A 17,518-nucleotide genomic window follows, 5' to 3' on the forward strand; every position below is an offset into this window, starting at 1 on the left:
AAAACTGGTGCCCTTTGCGGGAATCGGACCCGCGACCTCTCCCTTACCAAGGGAGTGCTCTACCACTGAGCCAAAAGGGCTTTTGTAACAAAGTTACGAATTCACATCGCCTCAACAACGAACCGAATCTCTGGAGCGGGAGACGGGAATCGAACCCGCGTCATCAGCTTGGAAGGCTGGGGTTCTACCATTGAACTACTCCCGCATCGGGGGCACTTCAAGGCACCCAAAGCGCTAGATCCAATCGCTCTTAGAAACCAAATTCATCGCTGGTGGAGAGGGCTGGATTCGAACCAGCGTACTCGTAAGAGGGCAGATTTACAGTCTGCTGCCATTAACCACTCGGCCACCTCTCCGGCGAACCTCGAAATATAGCACGATTTTGTGACTACTCGGAAACCCATGCATCAACGAAGATGCAGGAAAACCGCTCAAGGCGTTAGCCCACGATTATCGCCTAAGTTTTCACCCCGCCGACTGCTGCGCTTCGCGCCAGGCACGGGCTTCACCAAAATGACCGCAGCCGATGAACGGCACAGGCGGCCTCAGGGCCGAAAGCGGCGACGGATGATTCGACATCAGCACCTTATGTCGTCCAACGTCGATCAACGCCCGCTTACTTTGTGCGTGCGAACCCCAGAGCATAAAAACAACAGGTTTTGCGCCGCCTGAAACATGACGGATGACGGCATCTGTCAGCACCTCCCAGCCCTTGCCTGCATGGCTGGCGGGCTGGGCCTCCTCGACCGTCAGGCAAGTGTTGAGCAGCAACACGCCGTGCGTCGCCCACTTCACCAGGCTGCCGCCCGGATCGGGGAATGCAGGGGGCGGCGTGCCGAGGTCACGCTGCAGTTCCTTGAAGATGTTGCGCAGCGACGGCGGCAGCGCCACCCCAGGCGCCACCGAGAATGCCAGCCCTTCAGCCTGCCCGCGCCCGTGGTACGGGTCCTGCCCGAGGATGACCACGCGCACGTCCTCCGGCGGCGTGAGCTCCAGCGCCCGCAGCGGCTGCGGCGGGAAAATCACCGCGCCAGCATCGAGCCGCTCGCGCAGAAAGCCTTGCAGCTTCTGCCCCACCGCACCGGCAAAGAAATCATCGACCAGCGGCTGCCAGCCCGGTGCCACGGGCCAGTCGGCGGGATCGCTGCTCGACAGCTGATCGGGCCGGCTCATTTGAACAACGCAGCGAGGGCCTCGCCGGGTTCCTTGGCGCGCATGAAGGCCTCGCCGACCAGGAAGGCGTTGACGCCTGCAGCGCGCAACGTGGCCACGTCCTCGCGCGTACCGATGCCCGACTCCGTCACCGGAAGGCGGTCATTCGGCAGCCTGGGCAGCAGGTCGATGGTCGCCTGGATCGACACTTCGAAGTTACGCAGATTGCGGTTGTTGACGCCGATCAGCGCCGTCTTGAGCTTCAGCGCGCGGTCGAGTTCTGCCGCGTCGTGCACCTCCACCAGCACCGCCATGTCCAGCCCGCGCGCGATGGCTTCGTAGTCCTTCATCTGTGCGTCGTCTAGGCAAGCGGCGATCAACAGGATCGCATCGGCGCCCATCGCGCGCGATTCGTAGACCTGGTAGTCGTCGATGATGAAGTCCTTGCGCAGCACCGGCAGGTCACACGAGGCACGCGCCTGCTTGAGATAGTCGACGCCGCCCTGGAAGAACTGCTTGTCGGTCAATACCGAAAGGCAGGCCGCGCTGACCGTGCCATCGCCCTCCGCATAGCTCTGCGCGATGTCGGCGGGAATGAAGTCCTCGCGCAGCACGCCCTTGCTCGGGCTGGCCTTCTTGACTTCGGCAATCACCGCAGCGTGGCCCGCGGCGATCTTGGCGCGCATGGCGGCTTCGAAGTCACGCGTGAGCATGCGACTCTGCGCATCGGAACGCACGGCTTCGAGCGACGCGCGCTTGCGGGCCGCGGCGACCTCCTGGTGCTTGACGGCAACGATCTTGTCGAGGATGTCGGACATAGGGTTTCTGGTGCTCCCGGTTTCTCTGTGTTCAGACGGTGGCGGATGCCTTGACCAGCTCCGCGAGCTTGGCCTTGGCGGCACCCGACGCGATGGCGGTGCGCGAACGCTCGACGCCCGCAGCCACTGAATCGACCACGTTGGCCGCATAGAGCGCGGCGCCGGCATTCAGCAGCACGATGTCGAGCGCAGGGCCGGCCTGATTGTCGAGCACCCCCAGCAGCATGGCTTTCGACTGCTCCGGCGTTTCCACGCGCAGCGCGCGGTTGCTCGACATCGCGAAGCCGAAGTCCTCGGGGTGCAGCTCGTACTCGCGGATCTCGCCGTCCTTCAGTTCGCCCACCATGGTGGCCGCGCCGAGCGAGATCTCATCCATGCCGTCGCGGCCGTAGACCACCATTGCATGCTCGGTGCCCAGGCGCTGCAGCGCGCGCACCTGGATGCCCACGAGGTCGGGGTGGAACACGCCCATCAGGATGTTCGGCGCGCCGGCCGGATTGGTCAGCGGCCCGAGGATGTTGAAGATCGTCTTGATGCCGAGTTCCTTGCGCACCGGCGCGACATTCTTCATCGCGGGATGGTGATTCGGCGCGAACATGAAGCCGATGCCGCACTCCTCGATGGAGCGCGCGATCTGCTCGGGCCTCAGGTTGATGTTCACGCCCAGCGACTCCAGCACGTCGGCGCTGCCCGACTTGCTCGACACGCTGCGCCCGCCGTGCTTGCTCACCTTGGCGCCCGCGGCGGCCGCCACGAACATCGAGCAGGTCGAGATGTTGAAGGTGTGCGAACCGTCGCCACCGGTGCCGACGATGTCGACCAGGTTCGCCCGGTTGATCACCGGCACCTTGGTCGATACCTCGCGCATCACCTGCGCGGCGGCGGTGATCTCGCCGATGGTTTCCTTCTTCACGCGCAGGCCGGTGATCAGCGCGGCCATCATCACCGGCGAGCACTCGCCGCTCATGATGAGGCGCACGATGTGCAGCATCTCGTCGTGGAAGACTTCGCGGTGTTCGATGGTGCGCTGCAGCGCTTCCTGGGGGGTGATCATGGAAAGTCTCCTCGGGGTGAATCAGCGGCCGACGCGAACGGCGGGCGCATCGGTGAACGCAAGCTTGAGGCCGAAGCCGATGAACAGCACGCCGGCGGCACGGTCGAGCCAGTGCATGCCCTTCTGCACGGCGCTGCGGCGTGCCATCCAGCCCGCGGCGACGGCCCAGCCGACGTTCACGGGAATGGCGTTGACGTTGAACAGCACGCCCAGCAGCACGAAGTAGAGCGCCGTATTGCCGGCACCGGGCGCGATGAATTGCGGCACGAAAGCCAGGAAGAACAGCGCGACCTTGGGGTTGAGCACGTTGGTCCAGAAGCCGCCCAGAAAGATCGCCTTCAGGCTGCGCTCCCCGGGCGCCGCAGCCTCGGCCTGCAGGTCGGCCGGCGGCTTGGCGCGCGACAGCAACATGCGCACGCCGAGGTACAGCAGGTACGCTGCGCCGATGTACTTGAGCACGGTGAAGGCGGTGGCCGACGTCGCCATCAGCGTGCCGACGCCCACGGCGGCGGCAAAGATGTGGACGAAGCAACCCGCCGTGATACCGAGCCCGGCCACGATGCCGGCACGCACGCCGGAGCGCAGCGAATTGGTCACGACGTACAGCACGTCGGGCCCCGGTGTCAGGTTGAGCAGCCAGCCGGCGGCGATGAAGGCGAGCAGATGAGGAAGATCAGGCATCTTGCTCCCCTGGGGCTCAGGCGTTGAAGAATCCGCGGATCGCTGTGACCGCGCGGTCGACGCCGGCGGCATCGACATCGAGGTGCGTCACGAAGCGCAGCCGGTAAAGCCCCGTCGCAAGAATGCCTTGCTGGTTGAGGCTCGCGAGCAGTTCAGCGGAACGCGCCTGCGCGGCACCCGCGAGATCGACGAACACGATGTTGGTGTGCGGCGCCTCGACCTTCAGCCCCTCGATGCCTTCGAGCCCCTGTGCGAGCCGCTGCGCCAGTGCATGGTCGTCGGCCAGGCGGTCGATGTGGTGGTCGAGCGCGTGCGATGCCGCCGCCGCCAGCAGGCCGGCCTGCCGCATGCCGCCGCCGGCCATCTTGCGAATGCGGTGCGCCCGCGCGATGAACTCGCGCGAACCCACCAGCGCCGAGCCGATGGGTGCGCCCAGGCCCTTGCTGAAGCACACCGACACACTGTCGAAGCACTGCGCGATGCGGCGGGCTTCCGCTCGGATGTCGCTGCTCTTGCTCGCAGAAGCCTGCGCAGTCGCCGCGTTGAAGAGACGCGCGCCGTCCAGGTGCCGCTGCAGCCCCTTGCTCTTCGCCAGGTCGGTCGCAGCCTGCACGTACTCGAAGGGCAGCAGCTTGCCGCCCAGCGTGTTCTCCAGCGCCAGCAGCCGCGTGCGCGCGAAGTGCGCGTCGTCGGGCTTGATGGCCGCCTCGATCTGCGAGAGCGGCAGCGTGCCGTCGGGCGCATGGTCGAGCGGCTGCGGCTGCACGCTGCCGAACACCGCCGCGCCGCCGCCTTCCCAGCGGTAGCAATGCGCCTGCTGGCCGACGATGTATTCGTCGCCCCGGCCGCAATGCGAAAGGATCGCGCACAGGTTGCTCTGCGTGCCGGTGGGCACGAACAGCGCGGCCTCGAAGCCGAGCAAGGCGGCGATCTTCTCCTGCAGCGCATTCACGCTCGGATCGGTGCCGAAGACGTCGTCGCCCAGCGGCGCCGCCATCATGGCCTCGCGCATCGCGGGGGTGGGTTGGGTGACGGTGTCGCTGCGCAGGTCGACGAGGGAATCAGAGGTAGACATGTCTTTGAGCCCTTAGTGGGAGTACCGCGGAACCGGCTCTGCCGGGCCGCCGGTATTGCCCCCGGCGAGGGGGATGGCGAAGCGACACGAAGTGCGCGAAGCCTGGGGGAGAGCCATGCTGCTAGTCCAGGAAGTTCTTGAGCATGGCGTGGCCGTGCTCGGTCAAGATGGATTCAGGATGGAACTGCACGCCTTCGATGCGCACGTCGTGCGCGAATCCGGTATGCCGCACCCCCATGATCTCGCCGTCGTCGGTCCAGGCGGTGACAGCCAGCGCCTTGGGGCAACTCTCGCGCTCGATGGACAGCGAGTGATAGCGGTTGACGGTGAACTTCTGCGGCAGCCCCGCGAACACGCCTTCCTGCGTGGTCGTGATCTCGCTGGTCTTGCCGTGCATCAGCTGCTGCGCGCGCACGATCTTGCCGCCGAAGGCCGCGCCGATGGCCTGGTGGCCCAGGCACACGCCCAGAATGGGCAGCTTGCCCGCGAAGGCCTCGATGGCCGCCACCGACACGCCCGCCTCCGCCGGCGAACAAGGTCCGGGCGACACCACCAGCCGCGTCACGCCCGAAGCGATCAGCTCGCCGATCTGCGCCACGGTGATCTCGTCGTTGCGGTGCACCTGCACGTCCGCACCCAGCTCGCCGAAGTACTGGACGATGTTGTAGGTGAAGCTGTCGTAGTTGTCGATCATCAGCAGTTTCATGGCTTGCTCACAATCCGGTGCACGCCCTTGACGACGGGGAACACGTTGAAGTTGATCAGGAGGCCCAGCTTGAGGCCCGACAGCCGCAGCGCGGCCAGCACCTGTGCGCGATGCAGGTCGGCAAGCACGTCGACCGCCTTGAGCTCGACGATGACCGACTGCTCGATCACGAAGCCCGCGCGGTACACCTCGCCCAGCGACCGGCCCTTGTAGCTGGCCGACAGTGCCACGTCGCGCGTGAAGCCGATCTCGCGCTCGGCCAGCTCTATGGCCAGCGCCGCGGCATAGGCCGCTTCGTCGAGCCCCGTGCCGAGCACGCGCTGCACCTCGACGGCGGCGCCGATGATCTCGTGCGAGAAGTCGTTCTGAATATCGGGTGCGTTGCTCATCATTCCAGGCCTTCCTCGACCAGTTCGGCGGCACGCAGGAGTGCGCGCGCCTTGGCTTCTGTTTCCTTCCACTCGAGCTCCGGCACCGAGTCGGCCACCACGCCGGCCGCGGCCTGCACGTGCAGCATCTGGTCCTTCACGATGCCGGTGCGAATGGCAATGGCCACGTCCATGTCGCCCGCATAGCTGATGTAGCCGCAGGCGCCGCCGTAGAGGCCGCGCTTGGTGGGCTCCAGCTGGTCGATCAGTTCCATCGCATGCACCTTGGGGGCGCCGGTCAGCGTGCCGGCCGGGAACGTGGCCTTCAGCACGTCGATGGCGGTCATGCCGTCCTTCAGCGTGCCTTCGACGTTGCTCACGATGTGCATCACGTGGCTGTAGCGCTCCACCGCGAAGGCCTCGGTCACCTTCACGGTGCCGGTCTTGGCGATGCGGCCGATGTCGTTGCGCGCAAGGTCGATCAGCATCACGTGCTCGGCGCGCTCCTTCGGGTCGTTGATGAGTTCCACCTCGGCGGCCTTGTCGAGCTCGATCGAGGCGCCGCGCGGACGCGTGCCGGCCAGCGGGCGGATGGTGATCTTCTGCTCGCCGTCGCCCGTGTTCTCCTGGCGCACCAGGATCTCGGGCGACGCGCCCACCACGTGGAAATCGCCGAGGTTGTAGTAGTACATGTAGGGCGACGGGTTCAGCGAGCGCAGCGCGCGGTACAGCGACAGCGGCGACTCGGTGTAGCGCTTGCTGATGCGCTGGCCCACCTGCACCTGCATGAAGTCGCCGGCGGCGATCATTTCCTTGGCGCGCTCCACCGCCGCAAGGTAGTCGGCCTTGGCGAAACTGCGCTCGGGCGGATGCGGCTGCGTGGGCTTCACGATGGGCGCGCTCACCGAGTACTTGAGCTTTTCCTTCAGTTCGCGCAGGCGGCGCTTGCCCACGGCATAGGCCTCGGGCTGCTTCGGATCGGCATAGACGATGAGGTAGAGCTTGCCAGACAGGTTGTCGATGACGGCCAGCTCTTCGCACTGCAGCAGCAGGATGTCGGGGCAGCCCAGCGTGTCGGGCGGGCAGCTTTTTTCGAGCTTGCGCTCGATGTGGCGCACGGTGTCGTAGCCGAAGTAGCCCGCGAGGCCGCCGCAGAAGCGGGGAAGGCCCGGGCGCAGCGCCACCTTGAAGCGCTTCTGGTATTCAGCGACGAAGTCGAGCGGATTGCCCTTGACGGTTTCCACCACCTGCCCGTCGGTCACCACCTCGGTGACGGCCTCGGCGCCGAAGCCGCTGGCGCGCAGCAAAGTCCTTGCGGGCAGTCCGATGAAGCTGTAGCGCCCGAAGCGCTCGCCGCCCACCACGGATTCGAGCAGGAAGCTGTGCTTGCCGCCGCCCTGCGAATGGGCGAGCTTGAGATAGAGGGAAAGAGGCGTCTCGAGGTCGGCGAAGGCCTCGGCCATCAGCGGAATATGGCTGTAGCCCTGGGCGCTGAGGCTCTTGAATTCAAGTTCGGTAATCACGGGTTCGTTCTCCAATTGCCAGCCGGCGCTCCTTTGGCCGGGGGCAAGGTCATTCACGGGTGGTCCGGCGTCGTCGAGTATGTGTCGATCCGGAACCGCGGGCGCACGGCGTGCGCCGTGCAATCAAACAGTCAGCGAAGTATGGCTACGCCAGGGCCAGGCTCCCCGGCTGCCTTCACCTGTTTGATTGATGTGATGAACGAACATGGAAAGCCGAGTTTAGCCCACGAAAACGCCGGTTCGCACGACAACAGCCGTTCCAGGGCGGCTTCAGGGTTCCCCCCGAGGCTGGCCGTAAAACAAAAAGATACATTCGCACGACCGTTCGAAAAATAACGAGGAGACCTTCCGTGCCAGCTTTTTCGCTCCCGACCGCGTTCTCCCGGCTCACCCTGGCGGCCTGCCTTGCCACTGCCGCGCTCGGCGCCGTGGCGGCACAGGTCGACGTGGCCGGCGTCAAGCTAGAAGACCGCATGGACCTGCATGGCAGTCCGCTGCAACTCAACGGCGCGGGCATTCGCTACAAGGCCATCTTCAAGGTCTACACGGCGGGGCTGTATGTGGGCAAGAAAGTGTCGACGCCTGAGGAGGCGCTGGCCGCGCCGGGCCCCAAGCGCGTGGCCATCACCATGCTGCGCGACATCGACGCCAACGAACTCGGCAAGCTCTTCACCAAGGGCGTGGAAGAGAACTCGCCCAAGAGCGAGATGGTCAACCTCATTCCGGGCCTGTTGCGCATGGGCCAGATGTTCGCGGACCAGAAGCAGCTGAAGACCGGCGACACCTTCAACATCGACTGGGTGCCCGGCACGGGCACCGTGATCACCGTGCGCGGGGTGCCGCAGCCCGACCCGGTGAAGGAGCCGGCCTTCTTCAACGCCCTGCTGCGCATCTGGCTGGGGCCGAATCCGGCGGACTGGAAGCTGAAGGACGCGCTGCTCGGCAAGCAGTAGTCAGGCGGGCGCGAGTTCGGCCAGCGAATCCACGAAGCCATCGGCATCCACCGCCCGCACCGGCTCGCCGTGGTTGTAGCCATAGGTCACGAGCACCACGGGGCAGCCGGCGGCGCGCGCGGCACGCGCGTCATTGCTCGAGTCGCCCACCATCAGCGTGCGCGCGGGCGCCGTGCCCAGCGCCTCGCAGGTCTTCAGCAGCGGCAGCGGATCGGGCTTCTTGCGCTCGAAGGCGTCGCCGCCGAACACCAGTTCGAAGAATCCGTCGAGCCCCTTCTCGGCCAGCAGCGGCTTCGCGAACGAGGTCGGCTTGTTCGTGAGGCAGGCCAGCCTCAGCCCGTGGGCGCGCAATCCCTTCAGGCCGTCGATCACGCCCGCGTACACGGCCGAGTGCTGGCCGTTCACCGCCAGGTAGTGATGCTGATAGCGCTCCCAGGCGTGGTCGAACGATGCGCGCGCCTTTGCTTCGGCGGCATCGCCTTCGGTGGGCGCCATCACATGCACGAGCGCGGAATGGATCAGGTGCTCCGACCCCTTGCCCACCATGCGCTCGATCGCAGCAGGCTCGACCGCGGGCAGGGAAAGATCGGCCAGCATGCCGTTCAGCGATGCGGCGAAGTCGCCGAGCGTGTCGACCATGGTGCCGTCGAGGTCGACGATGGCGGCGTCGAAGCGGTTGGGGTGGAAGCTGATGGAGTTCAAGACAGATCGATCGAGTTGCGATAAGGGAGGAACGGCGGGCAAAACATAGCAGACCCGGGCGCGAGTCCCGCCGTCTCTCTCAGTCGTCGCCGTCCCGCGCGGCGAGCCTTGCCACCTCGCGATCGAAAACCTCGTACTGGCCGTCGCAGAAAAGTTCGCAAAGGCGATCGACCTCCGCGCGGCTGCACTCATCCACGACCGCCGCGTCCTGCTCCGGCTTCGCCTTGCCGAAGAAGCCTTTGCGCATCTGAATCGACACCGACTGCAGCTGGTAGCTGCGGTTGCGTTCGTCGCCCAGCGCCGAGATCCAGAGCTCCCGCTGATCGGGCTCGTTCTGCAGCACCAGCGTCGGCAGCGGGCCGTCCTGCTGCTCGTCCCATTGCGCGAGCTGCTCGGTCCACGGGAAGGCGTCGATGGCGGCCATGAAGGCGATCAGGTTCGTCTCTCCCTGCGGGTCCGTCTGCTTGTAGTCGTAGCCAACTCTCTGGATTGCGTAGGTCAACATGGTGTGTGGATCGGCGAATGCCCCGGGGGTGTTGATGAGAGCGCCATTCTGTGGTCCGGTGGTGCCTGGCGCCAGCACGCGGGGATAATGGCCGACCGATGATCGTCCGACCCCGCCCTCATTGGCTGCGCATGCTCTTCGTGTGGCGCGGCTCGGTTCTGCCGGACATCGTGCCGCAGCTGTTGTGGACCACCGCCTTCGCGGTGCTGGTGACGGTGCTGCACGGGCGGCTTTTTCAATGGAAGGTGCCGCTCAACTTCGTGCCCTTCTCGCTCATCGGCCTCACGCTGGCGATCTTCCTGGGCTTCAGGAACAGCACGAGCTATTCGCGCTACTGGGAAGCCCGCACGCTGTGGGGCACCCTGCTCAATGAAACGCGCTCGCTGGTGCGCCAGGCGCTGACATTGGGCGACTCCCACTCCGACTCCACCGCGCACGCCGGCGTGGCGGCCGCGCGCCTCATCGCCTTCGTGCATGCGCTGCGCCATCAGCTGAGAGGCACCGATCCCTCCACCGACCTCGCGCGACTGCTGCCGCCCGAAGACTGCGAGCGCCTGCGCACAGCGCGCTTCAAGCCGGCCATGCTGCTGCTCATGGTCGGCGAATGGCTGCGCGACCAGCGCAAGAGCGGCCGGCTCGACCCGATGCTCGCGCAGGCCATGGAAATTCCGCTGGGGCGGCTGACGGAGGCACTGGGCGGCTGCGAGCGCATCGCCAGCACGCCTATCCCCTTCACCTATTCCGTCATCATCCACCGCACCATCTATCTCTACTGCGTGCTGCTGCCCTTCGGCCTGGTCGATGCCATCGGCGCGATGACGCCGGTGGTGGTCGCGTTCGTCGCATACACCTTCTTCGCACTCGAGGCACTGGGCGCGGAAATCGAGGAACCCTTCGGCACACAGCCCAACGACCTGGCCCTGGACGCCATGTCCCGCATGATCGAAGCGACCCTGCGCGAAATGATGGGCGAGCCCCGATCGCCGGAAACCACTGACGCACGAACCGTTGGTTACATCCAGACCTGAAGAAGCTTAAGAAGCATTCCGGAAACTTTTCGGGGCTTTCGGACACCTACGTTCCGGCGCTGTCTTCCGCGAACGCGCAAGACAGCCATTCATTCAATGTCTGTATTCCAGACACATCCATGAGGAACACTCCATGCGTCTGACGACGAAGGGCGGCTTCGCCGTGACGGCCATGATCGATGTCGCGCTGCGCGAGCAGGCCGGCCCCGTGGCCCTGGCGTCCATCGCCAAGCGCCAACACATTGCCCGCTCGTCGCTGGAGGCACTCTTCAGCAAGCTGCGCCAGCATGGGCTGGTGAAGGCGACCCGAGGCCCGGGCGGCGGCTATACGCTGATGCGCAAGGCGTCGGAGATCACCGTTGCGGACATCCTGTTCTCGGTCGACGGCCAGGCCACACCGGAGGTCGAGGCCGAAGCCGCACCGCCGCGCCACAAAGCCGGCACCAGCGCCGCAGCCGGCGATTCCGGCTGCTACTCGACCGACGCGCTCTGGGCATCCGCCAACCACCATGTGATGGAGTTCCTCGACTCCGTCACGCTGCAGAGCCTGGTCGTCGACCAGCTGGCCAAGGGCGTACGCGTCGAAGAGGAATCCCCCCGCAAGAAAGAGCCGCAGCCGCGCCCCGTGCCCAGCCTGCGGCATGTGAACGCACCCAACTCCGTGTTCGCATGGAGCGGCGTGTTCGCCAAGCGCTGACCGACTGACACCGCTCTCGCCCCGCCCGCGGGCGGTCAGCGCAGCGTGGCATGCGGATGCAGCGGATGCGCCAGCGTGTCCGCAATGAGCCGCAGCGCCTGATCGCACTGCTCGCGCGACATCGGCCCGCCCAGGCAGATGCGCACCGCATCGGGCGGATCGCCGTCGGTGGAAAAGGCCGCGCTCGCCACCACGCCCACGTTCTGCGTGCGCAGGTAGGACGCAAACTCCACCGGACTCCAGCCCGGCGTGAGCGGCAGCCATGCATGAAACCCCTCCGGATGCGCCTGCAGGCCGCTCGCGCCCAGATGGCGCGTGGCCAGCACCTGCCGCGCCATCGACTCGGCGCGCACCGCCTGCAGCATTTCTTCGGCGGTGCCGTCTTCCACCCACAGCGTGGTCAGCGCATTGGTGATGGGTGAGGCCATCACCGTGGTCGCGCGCATTGCGCCGGCCAGCCGCTGCGACTGCACCACCGTCGGCGAGCACACGTACGCGCTGCGCAGCCCCGCGCCGAAGCATTTCGAAAATCCGCTCACGTAGTAGGTGAGCCCCGGCGCCAGCGTGGCGAGCGACGCGGGCACCTGGCGCGGGAGCATGCCGTAGGCGTCGTCCTCGATGATCGGTACCGCGTAGCGCAACGCCACGTCCGCCAGCGCCTCGCGCCGGGCGCGCGACACCGTGGCGGAGGTCGGATTCAGCAGCGTGGGGTTGCAGTACAGCGCCTTGGGCTTGAGCGTCTTGCAGGCGTGCTCGAAGGCGTCAGCGATGGGGCCGTCGTCGTCCATCTGCAGCGCATGCAGCTGCACGCCCAGCTGCGCCGCGATGGCCTTCACGCCGGGGTACGTGAGCGACTCCACGCACACCAGTTCGCCCGGCCGTGCGAGCTGCGAGAACAGCGCTGTCAGCACGCCGTGGATGCCGGGGCACACCAGGATGCGGTCGACGCTCGCATCGGGCACGAAGGGCCGCAGCCAGTGCATGGCGGCGGCGCGGTCGTGCGGGGTGCCGCCGAAGTCCTGGTAGCGCAGCAGGTCGTGGAAGTCGGCCTGCGCGAAAGCCCGGCTCGCGCTGTCGTGCAGCCGCGCCATCAGGTGTTCGTCGTCGGGCTCGGGCGGCATGTTCATCGTCATCTCGGCGCCGCTGCCGCCGCGCAGCCGCAGGCTCGGGCTGCCCGAGCGGATGAAGGTGCCCGTGCCCGCGCGCGAATCGATCAGCCCGCGCTTGCGCGCCTCGGCATAGCCGCGCGCCACGGTCGTGTAGTTCAGTTCCAGGTCGTTAGCCAGTTCGCGCAGCGTGGGCAGCCGGTCGCGCACGCCGAGTCGCCCGGTCTTGATGTCGTCGGCGATCAGCTCGGCCAGTTGCAGGTAGGCCGGACGGGCGCTGTTGCGCAGTTGCCTGCGCCAGTGGGCGGTGATGGTGGTCATCGGGGGGCTCCGGCGAAGTTGATCGCATTCATTGATTGCATCCGGCCACCGATCAACACGCAGGATTCGCGCCCGCCCCAGAGGGCCCGGATGCTTCGATCAGGTGCGATCAACCCCATTGATCGGGTGCATTGATCGCACGGTGCATGCGTCTTGCCGGTGCGCGGCGAGCCGCCCGGCCCGGCCGCCGGCCGGCCTTTGCACCTGTCCGAAAAAATTTTTGCGGCTTGCGGCCCGCGCCGCTGCGCGTTGATCGCGACTTGATTGCACACAGCCGCGCGAACGCTGGCACATCGCCTGCGAAGAGGAAGGCACGCAAGACCTGCGTGTCCAACCACCCAACCGGAGTCCCACATGCCCAAAGTCACCCGCCCCCGCAACGAAAAAGGCGAGTACCTCGTCGACTACGAAGAGAAGGTGTTCGAAGACGTCAAGGCCGAACCCGGCGAGAAGGCACTCGTCACCTTCCACACCGTGGCCTTCGAAGGCTCCATCGGCTTCGTCAACCTGCTGCAGGCCACGCGGCTGCGGCGCAAGGGCTACGAGACCTCCGTCCTGCTGTACGGCCCCGGCGTGACGCTGGGCGTGCAGCGCGGCTTTCCCACGCTGGGCGACGAGGCCTTCCCGGGCCACCAGAACTTCAACAAGCAGATCGTCAAGTTCATGGAAGAAGGCGGCAAGGTCTACGCCTGCCGTTTCGCGCTGCAGGCGCTGTACGGCCACGGCGAAGGCGCGCTGATCGAAGGCATCACGCCGATCAACCCGCTCGACGTGCTCGACCTCGTGCTGCTGCACAAGAAGGCCGGCGCCGTCATCCTCGACACCTGGACACTGTGAGCGAAGGCGCGGCGATGGCATCCACACCCACCACCGTTCGGGCGGCGGCGATCCAGATCGCACCCGACTTCGAGCGGCCCGACGGCACGCTGGAGCGCGTGTGCAGCGCCATCGACGCGGCCGCTGCCAAGGGCGCGCAGCTCGCGGTCTTTCCCGAGACCTTCGTGCCCTATTACCCCTACTTCAGCTTCGTGCTGCCGCCGGTGCTGCAGGGCGCGCCGCACCTGCGGCTGGCGGAGCGCGCGGTGGTCGTGCCCGGCCCGGTCACGCAGGCCGTGGCGGAAAGGGCCCGCGCACGGAACATGGTGGTCGTGCTCGGCGTGAACGAGCGCGACCACGGCAGCCTCTACAACACGCAGCTGGTGTTCGACGCCGACGGCACGCTGGTGCTCAAGCGCCGCAAGATCACGCCGACTTATCACGAGCGCATGGTCTGGGGCATGGGCGACGGCGCGGGCCTGAAGGTGGTCGACACCGCCGTGGGCCGCGTCGGCGCGCTGGCCTGCTGGGAGCACTACAACCCGCTCGCGCGCTACGCGCTGATGGCGCAGCACGAGCAGATCCACTGCGCGCAGTTCCCCGGCTCGCTGGTCGGCCCGATATTCGCGGAGCAGATGGAAGTGACCATCCGCCATCACGCGCTCGAATCGGGCTGCTTCGTGGTCAACGCCACCGGCTGGCTCACCGACGAGCAGATCCGCTCGGTCACGCCCGATGCGCAACTGCAGAAGGCGCTGCGCGGCGGCTGCCACACGGCCATCGTCTCGCCCGAGGGCAAGCACTTGGCGCAGCCGCTCACCGAGGGCGAAGGCATGGTGGTGGCCGACCTCGACATGGCGCTGATCGCCAAGCGCAAGCGAATGATGGATTCGGTCGGCCACTACGCGCGGCCCGAGCTGCTGTCGCTCGCCATCAACGACCGCCCGGCGCAGACCACCGTGCCCATGCACCTCACGCAACCTTTCGCCCAACGGAGCCCCGACCATGACCACAACACCCATGACGCCGCAGCAGCAGGACAGCCGGCAACTGATGACCGAGCTCCAGTCCTTCGGGTTGCGGCTGGTTGATCCGTCGGCCGGCGTCTCGAGCCGCCGCGGCGGCGCTGGCCCTTCGGACCACAAGGCCGTGACCGTCGACGGCCACACGATCATGGTGCCGGTGCACACGTCGACCGCCTGGCACTCGCCCTTCACCGCCGAGGCGCCGGACGCGAGCGGCATGAGCCGCGTGATGCGCGGCAGCATCCCCATCGCGAGCATCAGCTTTCCGAAGCAGCCGCGCTTCTACGCCATGCAGACCTTCGACGGCGTGCCCTACTCGCACATCGCCACGCTGCACGGCAGCGACGTGCTGGCCACCACCGTGCTGCAGACCTGCATCCGCTACGAGAGCCGCAAGAAGAGCTGCAAGTTCTGCGCGATCGGCCAGTCGCTCGCGGCCGGCCGCACCGTCGCGCGCAAGACGCCCGAGCAGCTCGCCGAAGTGGCGCGCGCCGCCGTGCTGCTCGACGGCGTGAAGCACATGGTGATGACCACCGGCACGCCCAACGCCACCGACCGCGGCGCGGCCGTGCTGTGCGAGAGCGCCTTCGCCATCAAGGCCGCGGTCGACATCCCCATCCAGGGCCAGTGCGAGCCGCCCGACGACGATCAGTGGTTCCACCGCATGAAGGCCGCCGGCATCGACACGCTGGGCATGCACCTCGAAGTGGTCACGCCCGAGGTGCGCGAACGCATCATGCCGGGCAAGGCAAGCGTGCCCGTCTCGCGCTACATGAGCGCCTTCGAGGCGGCCGTGGGCGTGTTCGGGCGCGGGCAGGTCAGCACGTACATCCTGGCCGGGCTGGGCGACACGCGAGAAGCCATCCTCGACACCTGCGACCAGCTGCTGGCGCGCGGCGTATACCCCTTCGTCGTGCCCTTTGTGCCGATCAGCGGCACGCCGCTGGAAGACCATCCGGCTCCCACGCCGGAGTTCATGAAGTCGCTGCTCGCACCGCTGGGCGAACGCGTGGTGGCGGCGGGCCTGCGCTCGGCCGACATCAAGGCCGGCTGCGGCAAGTGCGGCGCGTGCTCGTCGCTGTCGATATACGAAAAAGAAAGCGAAAGCTGACCATGCTGTGCATCGACGACCTCTGCGAGATGGCGGACCACTACGCGCCCGTCGAATACCTGGTGCGCGAAGCCGCCCAGCAATGGGAGCGCGACGAAGCCATGGCGCTGCGCCGCGCGGTGTTCTGCATCGAGCAAGGCATCTTCGTGCGCGACGACCGCGACGCCATCGACGACCACGCGCGCCTGCTGGTGGCCATGTCATGCAACGGCGGCATGCCCGAGCAGGTGGTGGGCACGGTGCGCATCCATCGCGGTGAGGCCGAAGGCGAATGGTGGGGCTCGCGGCTGGCCGTGCACCCCGCCTTCCGCAGCCAGGGGCACCTGGGCGCCACGCTGATCCGGCTGGCCGTGTCGCGTGCCCATGCGCTGGACTGCGAGACCTTTTTCGCGCAGGTGCAGATGCAGAACGTGCCGCTTTTCAACAAGCTCGGCTGGACGACGCTGGAGGAGACCAGCGCTCACGGCCGTCCGCATGCGCGCATGCAGGCCGACCTTGCGTGGTATCCGCCTTGCCACGATCCCGTCAGCGGCTTCGTCACCCGCGCCAAGGTGGCGGCATGACGCAGCACGTCCACGACATCGCCGAGGCCCTGCGCGCCACGCGCGGATTCGCCCACAAGCGCGACATCAGCGACGTGGTGTCGGCGCTGGGCCGTTCGCTGCCCGGCGGCCATGCCGCGCTCGCGCAGGCCGTGCCCATCGGCGACGACTGCGCGGCCATTCCGGACGGCCACGGCGGCTACCTGCTGTTCGCCATCGAAGGGCTGGTCGAAGACTTCATCGTGCGCATGCCGTGGTTTGCCGGCTACTGCGGCGTGATGGTCAACGTGAGCGACATCTACGCCATGGGCGGGCGCCCAACGGCCGTCGTCGATGCGCTGTGGAGCACCGGCATGAGCCCCGCCGACGACGTTCTGCGCGGCATGGCGGAAGCCGCCGTGCGCTACGGCGTGCCCATCGTCGGCGGCCACAGCAACAACCGCAGCGAGCGGCCGCAACTGGCGGTTGCCATCCTCGGGCATGCGCGCCGGCTGCTGACCAGCTTCGACGCGAAGCCTGGGCATCTGCTGGTGATGGCGGCCGACCTGCGCGGCGCCTACGAAGAGCCTTTTCCGTACTGGAACGCATCGACCCGCGCACCCGCCGCGCGGCTGCGCGCCGACCTCGAGCTGCTGCCGGCCATTGCAGAAGACGGCCTGTGCGGCGCCGCCAAGGACATCAGCATGGCCGGCGCCGTAGGCACGGCCATGATGCTGCTCGAATGCTCGGGCGTGGGCGCGCGCATCGACCTTGATGCGCTGCCACGGCCCGACGGCGTGCCGCTGCTGCGCTGGCTCTCGTCGTTCCCGAGCTACGGCTTCGTGCTCAGCGTGGCGCCCGCGCAGGTGGCTTCGGTGATGGCGCGCTTTGCCGCGCGCGACATCGCCTGCGGCGTGATCGGCGAGGTCGATGCCACGCGGCAGGTGCGCCTGCGCGCCGGAGGCGAAGAGGCGCTGCTGTGGGACTTCGGCAGCGACGCCTTCATCCAGCCGCCCAGCCTGCAAGCGGAGGCCGCCGCATGCCCGTGACCCACTTCCGCGTGCGCTGGCCCGACGCCAGCGAGACGCGCTGCTACTCGCCCTCCAGCGTGGTGCGGGAGCATCTCGCGCCCGGCGAGCGCTATGCCCTCGCCGACTTCATGCAACGCACCCGCGAGGCATTGGGCCAGGCCTCCGAGCGGGTTCGCGCGAAGTACGGCTTCGCATGCTCGCAGGCGATGGACCAGCTCGCGCAGATCGAGCAGACCGCCGCACGCTTCGCGGCCACCGCCGACCCCCATGTCACCGTAGTCGCCATCGACTGACGCGTTCCCCACATCCAGAGAAAGAAGCATCC

General features: G+C 67.0%; 20 protein-coding genes and 3 tRNA genes. 9 read left to right on the plus strand and 14 right to left on the minus strand.

The features are described 5' to 3' along the window. Window positions 1-5: 5 nt before the first annotated feature. From ACQY8B_RS21010 to trpE, 11 genes are all read right to left on the minus strand, one after another. Window positions 6-80 (minus strand) — tRNA-Thr (locus ACQY8B_RS21010). A 51-nt stretch (window positions 81-131) separates the two neighbouring features. After that, window positions 132-205: transfer RNA gene (locus ACQY8B_RS21015), tRNA-Gly, on the minus strand. Window positions 206-270: 65 nt separating this feature from the next. Further along, window positions 271-356, minus strand: a tRNA-Tyr gene (locus tag ACQY8B_RS21020). A 109-nt stretch (window positions 357-465) separates the two neighbouring features. Then, window positions 466-1,173 carry a uracil-DNA glycosylase gene (locus tag ACQY8B_RS21025; RefSeq protein ID WP_422088473.1) on the minus strand — a complete coding sequence of 236 codons (708 nt, stop codon included), beginning with the start codon at window positions 1,171-1,173 and terminating at the stop codon, window positions 466-468. Further along, window positions 1,170-1,970, minus strand: coding sequence for an indole-3-glycerol phosphate synthase TrpC (gene trpC, locus ACQY8B_RS21030; protein ID WP_422088474.1), 801 nt, complete (start codon window positions 1,968-1,970; stop codon window positions 1,170-1,172). Before trpC ends, ACQY8B_RS21025 begins: the two co-directional genes overlap by 4 nt. Window positions 1,971-2,001: 31 nt before the next feature. Next, the gene (gene trpD, locus ACQY8B_RS21035; RefSeq protein ID WP_422088475.1) at window positions 2,002-3,024 is read right to left on the minus strand and encodes an anthranilate phosphoribosyltransferase; all 1,023 of its coding nucleotides are present in this window, start codon (window positions 3,022-3,024) and stop codon (window positions 2,002-2,004) included. Between the two features lie 21 nt (window positions 3,025-3,045). Then, the gene (locus ACQY8B_RS21040) at window positions 3,046-3,705 is read right to left on the minus strand and encodes a LysE family translocator (RefSeq protein WP_422088476.1); all 660 of its coding nucleotides are present in this window, start codon (window positions 3,703-3,705) and stop codon (window positions 3,046-3,048) included. 16 nt (window positions 3,706-3,721) lie between these two features. Then, complete coding sequence (gene ltaE / locus ACQY8B_RS21045; protein WP_422088477.1) at window positions 3,722-4,780, minus strand: low-specificity L-threonine aldolase; 1,059 nt, start codon at window positions 4,778-4,780, stop codon at window positions 3,722-3,724. 121 nt (window positions 4,781-4,901) lie between these two features. Beyond that, window positions 4,902-5,486 (minus strand): aminodeoxychorismate/anthranilate synthase component II, encoded by a 585-nt coding sequence (locus ACQY8B_RS21050; protein ID WP_422088478.1) that lies wholly within the window; start codon window positions 5,484-5,486, stop codon window positions 4,902-4,904. Further along, window positions 5,483-5,878 carry a GxxExxY protein gene (locus ACQY8B_RS21055; RefSeq protein WP_422088479.1) on the minus strand — a complete coding sequence of 132 codons (396 nt, stop codon included), beginning with the start codon at window positions 5,876-5,878 and terminating at the stop codon, window positions 5,483-5,485. The genes ACQY8B_RS21050 and ACQY8B_RS21055 overlap by 4 nt, the downstream gene beginning before the upstream one ends. Continuing rightward, a complete protein-coding gene (trpE, locus tag ACQY8B_RS21060) occupies window positions 5,875-7,377 on the minus strand; it encodes an anthranilate synthase component I (RefSeq protein ID WP_422088480.1) in 1,503 nt (500 codons plus the stop codon). The genes ACQY8B_RS21055 and trpE overlap by 4 nt, the downstream gene beginning before the upstream one ends. 350 nt (window positions 7,378-7,727) lie before the next feature. Here trpE and ACQY8B_RS21065 point away from each other — a divergent pair, with 350 nt between their 5' ends. Next, complete coding sequence (locus ACQY8B_RS21065; protein ID WP_422088481.1) at window positions 7,728-8,330, plus strand: chalcone isomerase family protein; 603 nt, start codon at window positions 7,728-7,730, stop codon at window positions 8,328-8,330. Here ACQY8B_RS21065 and ACQY8B_RS21070 read toward each other — a convergent pair whose 3' ends face one another. Both ACQY8B_RS21070 and ACQY8B_RS21075 read right to left on the minus strand, forming a co-directional pair. Further along, window positions 8,331-9,032: a phosphoglycolate phosphatase gene (locus ACQY8B_RS21070; RefSeq protein WP_422088482.1), complete on the minus strand. Its 702-nt coding sequence runs from the start codon at window positions 9,030-9,032 to the stop codon at window positions 8,331-8,333. It lies immediately after the preceding gene. A gap of 79 nt (window positions 9,033-9,111) precedes the next feature. Further along, window positions 9,112-9,537: a hypothetical protein gene (locus ACQY8B_RS21075; RefSeq protein ID WP_422088483.1), complete on the minus strand. Its 426-nt coding sequence runs from the start codon at window positions 9,535-9,537 to the stop codon at window positions 9,112-9,114. A 98-nt stretch (window positions 9,538-9,635) separates the two neighbouring features. On the opposite strand from ACQY8B_RS21075, the gene ACQY8B_RS21080 reads away from it, so the two are divergent. Continuing rightward, window positions 9,636-10,565 (plus strand): bestrophin family protein, encoded by a 930-nt coding sequence (locus ACQY8B_RS21080; protein ID WP_422088484.1) that lies wholly within the window; start codon window positions 9,636-9,638, stop codon window positions 10,563-10,565. 133 nt (window positions 10,566-10,698) lie between these two features. After that, entirely contained in the window at window positions 10,699-11,262 is a 564-nt protein-coding gene (locus ACQY8B_RS21085; protein ID WP_422088485.1) for an Rrf2 family transcriptional regulator, read from the plus strand. A 35-nt stretch (window positions 11,263-11,297) separates the two neighbouring features. On the opposite strand, the gene ACQY8B_RS21090 is transcribed toward ACQY8B_RS21085, so the two are convergent. Continuing rightward, complete coding sequence (locus ACQY8B_RS21090) at window positions 11,298-12,689, minus strand: PLP-dependent aminotransferase family protein (RefSeq protein WP_422088486.1); 1,392 nt, start codon at window positions 12,687-12,689, stop codon at window positions 11,298-11,300. Window positions 12,690-13,043: 354 nt separating this feature from the next. Here ACQY8B_RS21090 and ACQY8B_RS21095 point away from each other — a divergent pair, with 354 nt between their 5' ends. Genes ACQY8B_RS21095 through ACQY8B_RS21120 form a run of 6 tightly spaced genes read left to right on the plus strand, consistent with a single transcriptional unit; the run spans window position 13,044 to window position 17,486 of the window. Continuing rightward, window positions 13,044-13,526, plus strand: a complete 483-nt coding sequence (locus tag ACQY8B_RS21095; protein WP_081268458.1) for an MSMEG_0572/Sll0783 family nitrogen starvation response protein — start codon at window positions 13,044-13,046, stop codon at window positions 13,524-13,526. 14 nt (window positions 13,527-13,540) lie between these two features. Further along, window positions 13,541-14,596 (plus strand): Nit6803 family nitrilase, encoded by a 1,056-nt coding sequence (locus tag ACQY8B_RS21100; RefSeq protein WP_422088487.1) that lies wholly within the window; start codon window positions 13,541-13,543, stop codon window positions 14,594-14,596. After that, window positions 14,559-15,641 carry an MSMEG_0568 family radical SAM protein gene (locus ACQY8B_RS21105; protein ID WP_422089088.1) on the plus strand — a complete coding sequence of 361 codons (1,083 nt, stop codon included), beginning with the start codon at window positions 14,559-14,561 and terminating at the stop codon, window positions 15,639-15,641. The genes ACQY8B_RS21100 and ACQY8B_RS21105 overlap by 38 nt, the downstream gene beginning before the upstream one ends. Before the next feature lie 2 nt (window positions 15,642-15,643). After that, a complete protein-coding gene (locus ACQY8B_RS21110; RefSeq protein ID WP_422088488.1) occupies window positions 15,644-16,204 on the plus strand; it encodes an MSMEG_0567/Sll0786 family nitrogen starvation N-acetyltransferase in 561 nt (186 codons plus the stop codon). Beyond that, complete coding sequence (locus tag ACQY8B_RS21115; RefSeq protein ID WP_422088489.1) at window positions 16,201-17,211, plus strand: sll0787 family AIR synthase-like protein; 1,011 nt, start codon at window positions 16,201-16,203, stop codon at window positions 17,209-17,211. Before ACQY8B_RS21110 ends, ACQY8B_RS21115 begins: the two co-directional genes overlap by 4 nt. Further along, window positions 17,202-17,486: an MSMEG_0570 family nitrogen starvation response protein gene (locus tag ACQY8B_RS21120; RefSeq protein ID WP_422088490.1), complete on the plus strand. Its 285-nt coding sequence runs from the start codon at window positions 17,202-17,204 to the stop codon at window positions 17,484-17,486. The genes ACQY8B_RS21115 and ACQY8B_RS21120 overlap by 10 nt, the downstream gene beginning before the upstream one ends. The last annotated feature ends 32 nt before the right edge of the window (window positions 17,487-17,518 follow it).

Origin of the sequence: Variovorax sp. (assembly GCF_965279555.1) — a bacterium.
Lineage (GTDB): Bacteria > Pseudomonadota > Gammaproteobacteria > Burkholderiales > Burkholderiaceae_C > Variovorax.

What these genes read in the sequence shown, in the direction of transcription:
- ACQY8B_RS21100 (WP_422088487.1), top strand. Translation starts at nt 13,541, where the DNA reads ATGGCATCCACACCCACCACCGTTCGGGCGGCGGCGATCCAGATCGCA.
- ltaE (WP_422088477.1), bottom strand. Translation starts at nt 4,780, where the DNA reads ATGTCTACCTCTGATTCCCTCGTCGACCTGCGCAGCGACACCGTCACC.
- trpD (WP_422088475.1), bottom strand. Translation starts at nt 3,024, where the DNA reads ATGATCACCCCCCAGGAAGCGCTGCAGCGCACCATCGAACACCGCGAA.
- ACQY8B_RS21090 (WP_422088486.1), bottom strand. Translation starts at nt 12,689, where the DNA reads ATGACCACCATCACCGCCCACTGGCGCAGGCAACTGCGCAACAGCGCC.
- ACQY8B_RS21055 (WP_422088479.1), bottom strand. Translation starts at nt 5,878, where the DNA reads ATGATGAGCAACGCACCCGATATTCAGAACGACTTCTCGCACGAGATC.
- ACQY8B_RS21115 (WP_422088489.1), top strand. Translation starts at nt 16,201, where the DNA reads ATGACGCAGCACGTCCACGACATCGCCGAGGCCCTGCGCGCCACGCGC.
- ACQY8B_RS21085 (WP_422088485.1), top strand. Translation starts at nt 10,699, where the DNA reads ATGCGTCTGACGACGAAGGGCGGCTTCGCCGTGACGGCCATGATCGAT.
- ACQY8B_RS21080 (WP_422088484.1), top strand. Translation starts at nt 9,636, where the DNA reads ATGATCGTCCGACCCCGCCCTCATTGGCTGCGCATGCTCTTCGTGTGG.
- ACQY8B_RS21110 (WP_422088488.1), top strand. Translation starts at nt 15,644, where the DNA reads ATGCTGTGCATCGACGACCTCTGCGAGATGGCGGACCACTACGCGCCC.
- ACQY8B_RS21075 (WP_422088483.1), bottom strand. Translation starts at nt 9,537, where the DNA reads ATGTTGACCTACGCAATCCAGAGAGTTGGCTACGACTACAAGCAGACG.
- ACQY8B_RS21025 (WP_422088473.1), bottom strand. Translation starts at nt 1,173, where the DNA reads ATGAGCCGGCCCGATCAGCTGTCGAGCAGCGATCCCGCCGACTGGCCC.
- ACQY8B_RS21105 (WP_422089088.1), top strand. Translation starts at nt 14,559, where the DNA reads ATGACCGAGCTCCAGTCCTTCGGGTTGCGGCTGGTTGATCCGTCGGCC.
- ACQY8B_RS21120 (WP_422088490.1), top strand. Translation starts at nt 17,202, where the DNA reads ATGCCCGTGACCCACTTCCGCGTGCGCTGGCCCGACGCCAGCGAGACG.
- trpC (WP_422088474.1), bottom strand. Translation starts at nt 1,970, where the DNA reads ATGTCCGACATCCTCGACAAGATCGTTGCCGTCAAGCACCAGGAGGTC.
- ACQY8B_RS21040 (WP_422088476.1), bottom strand. Translation starts at nt 3,705, where the DNA reads ATGCCTGATCTTCCTCATCTGCTCGCCTTCATCGCCGCCGGCTGGCTG.
- ACQY8B_RS21050 (WP_422088478.1), bottom strand. Translation starts at nt 5,486, where the DNA reads ATGAAACTGCTGATGATCGACAACTACGACAGCTTCACCTACAACATC.
- ACQY8B_RS21095 (WP_081268458.1), top strand. Translation starts at nt 13,044, where the DNA reads ATGCCCAAAGTCACCCGCCCCCGCAACGAAAAAGGCGAGTACCTCGTC.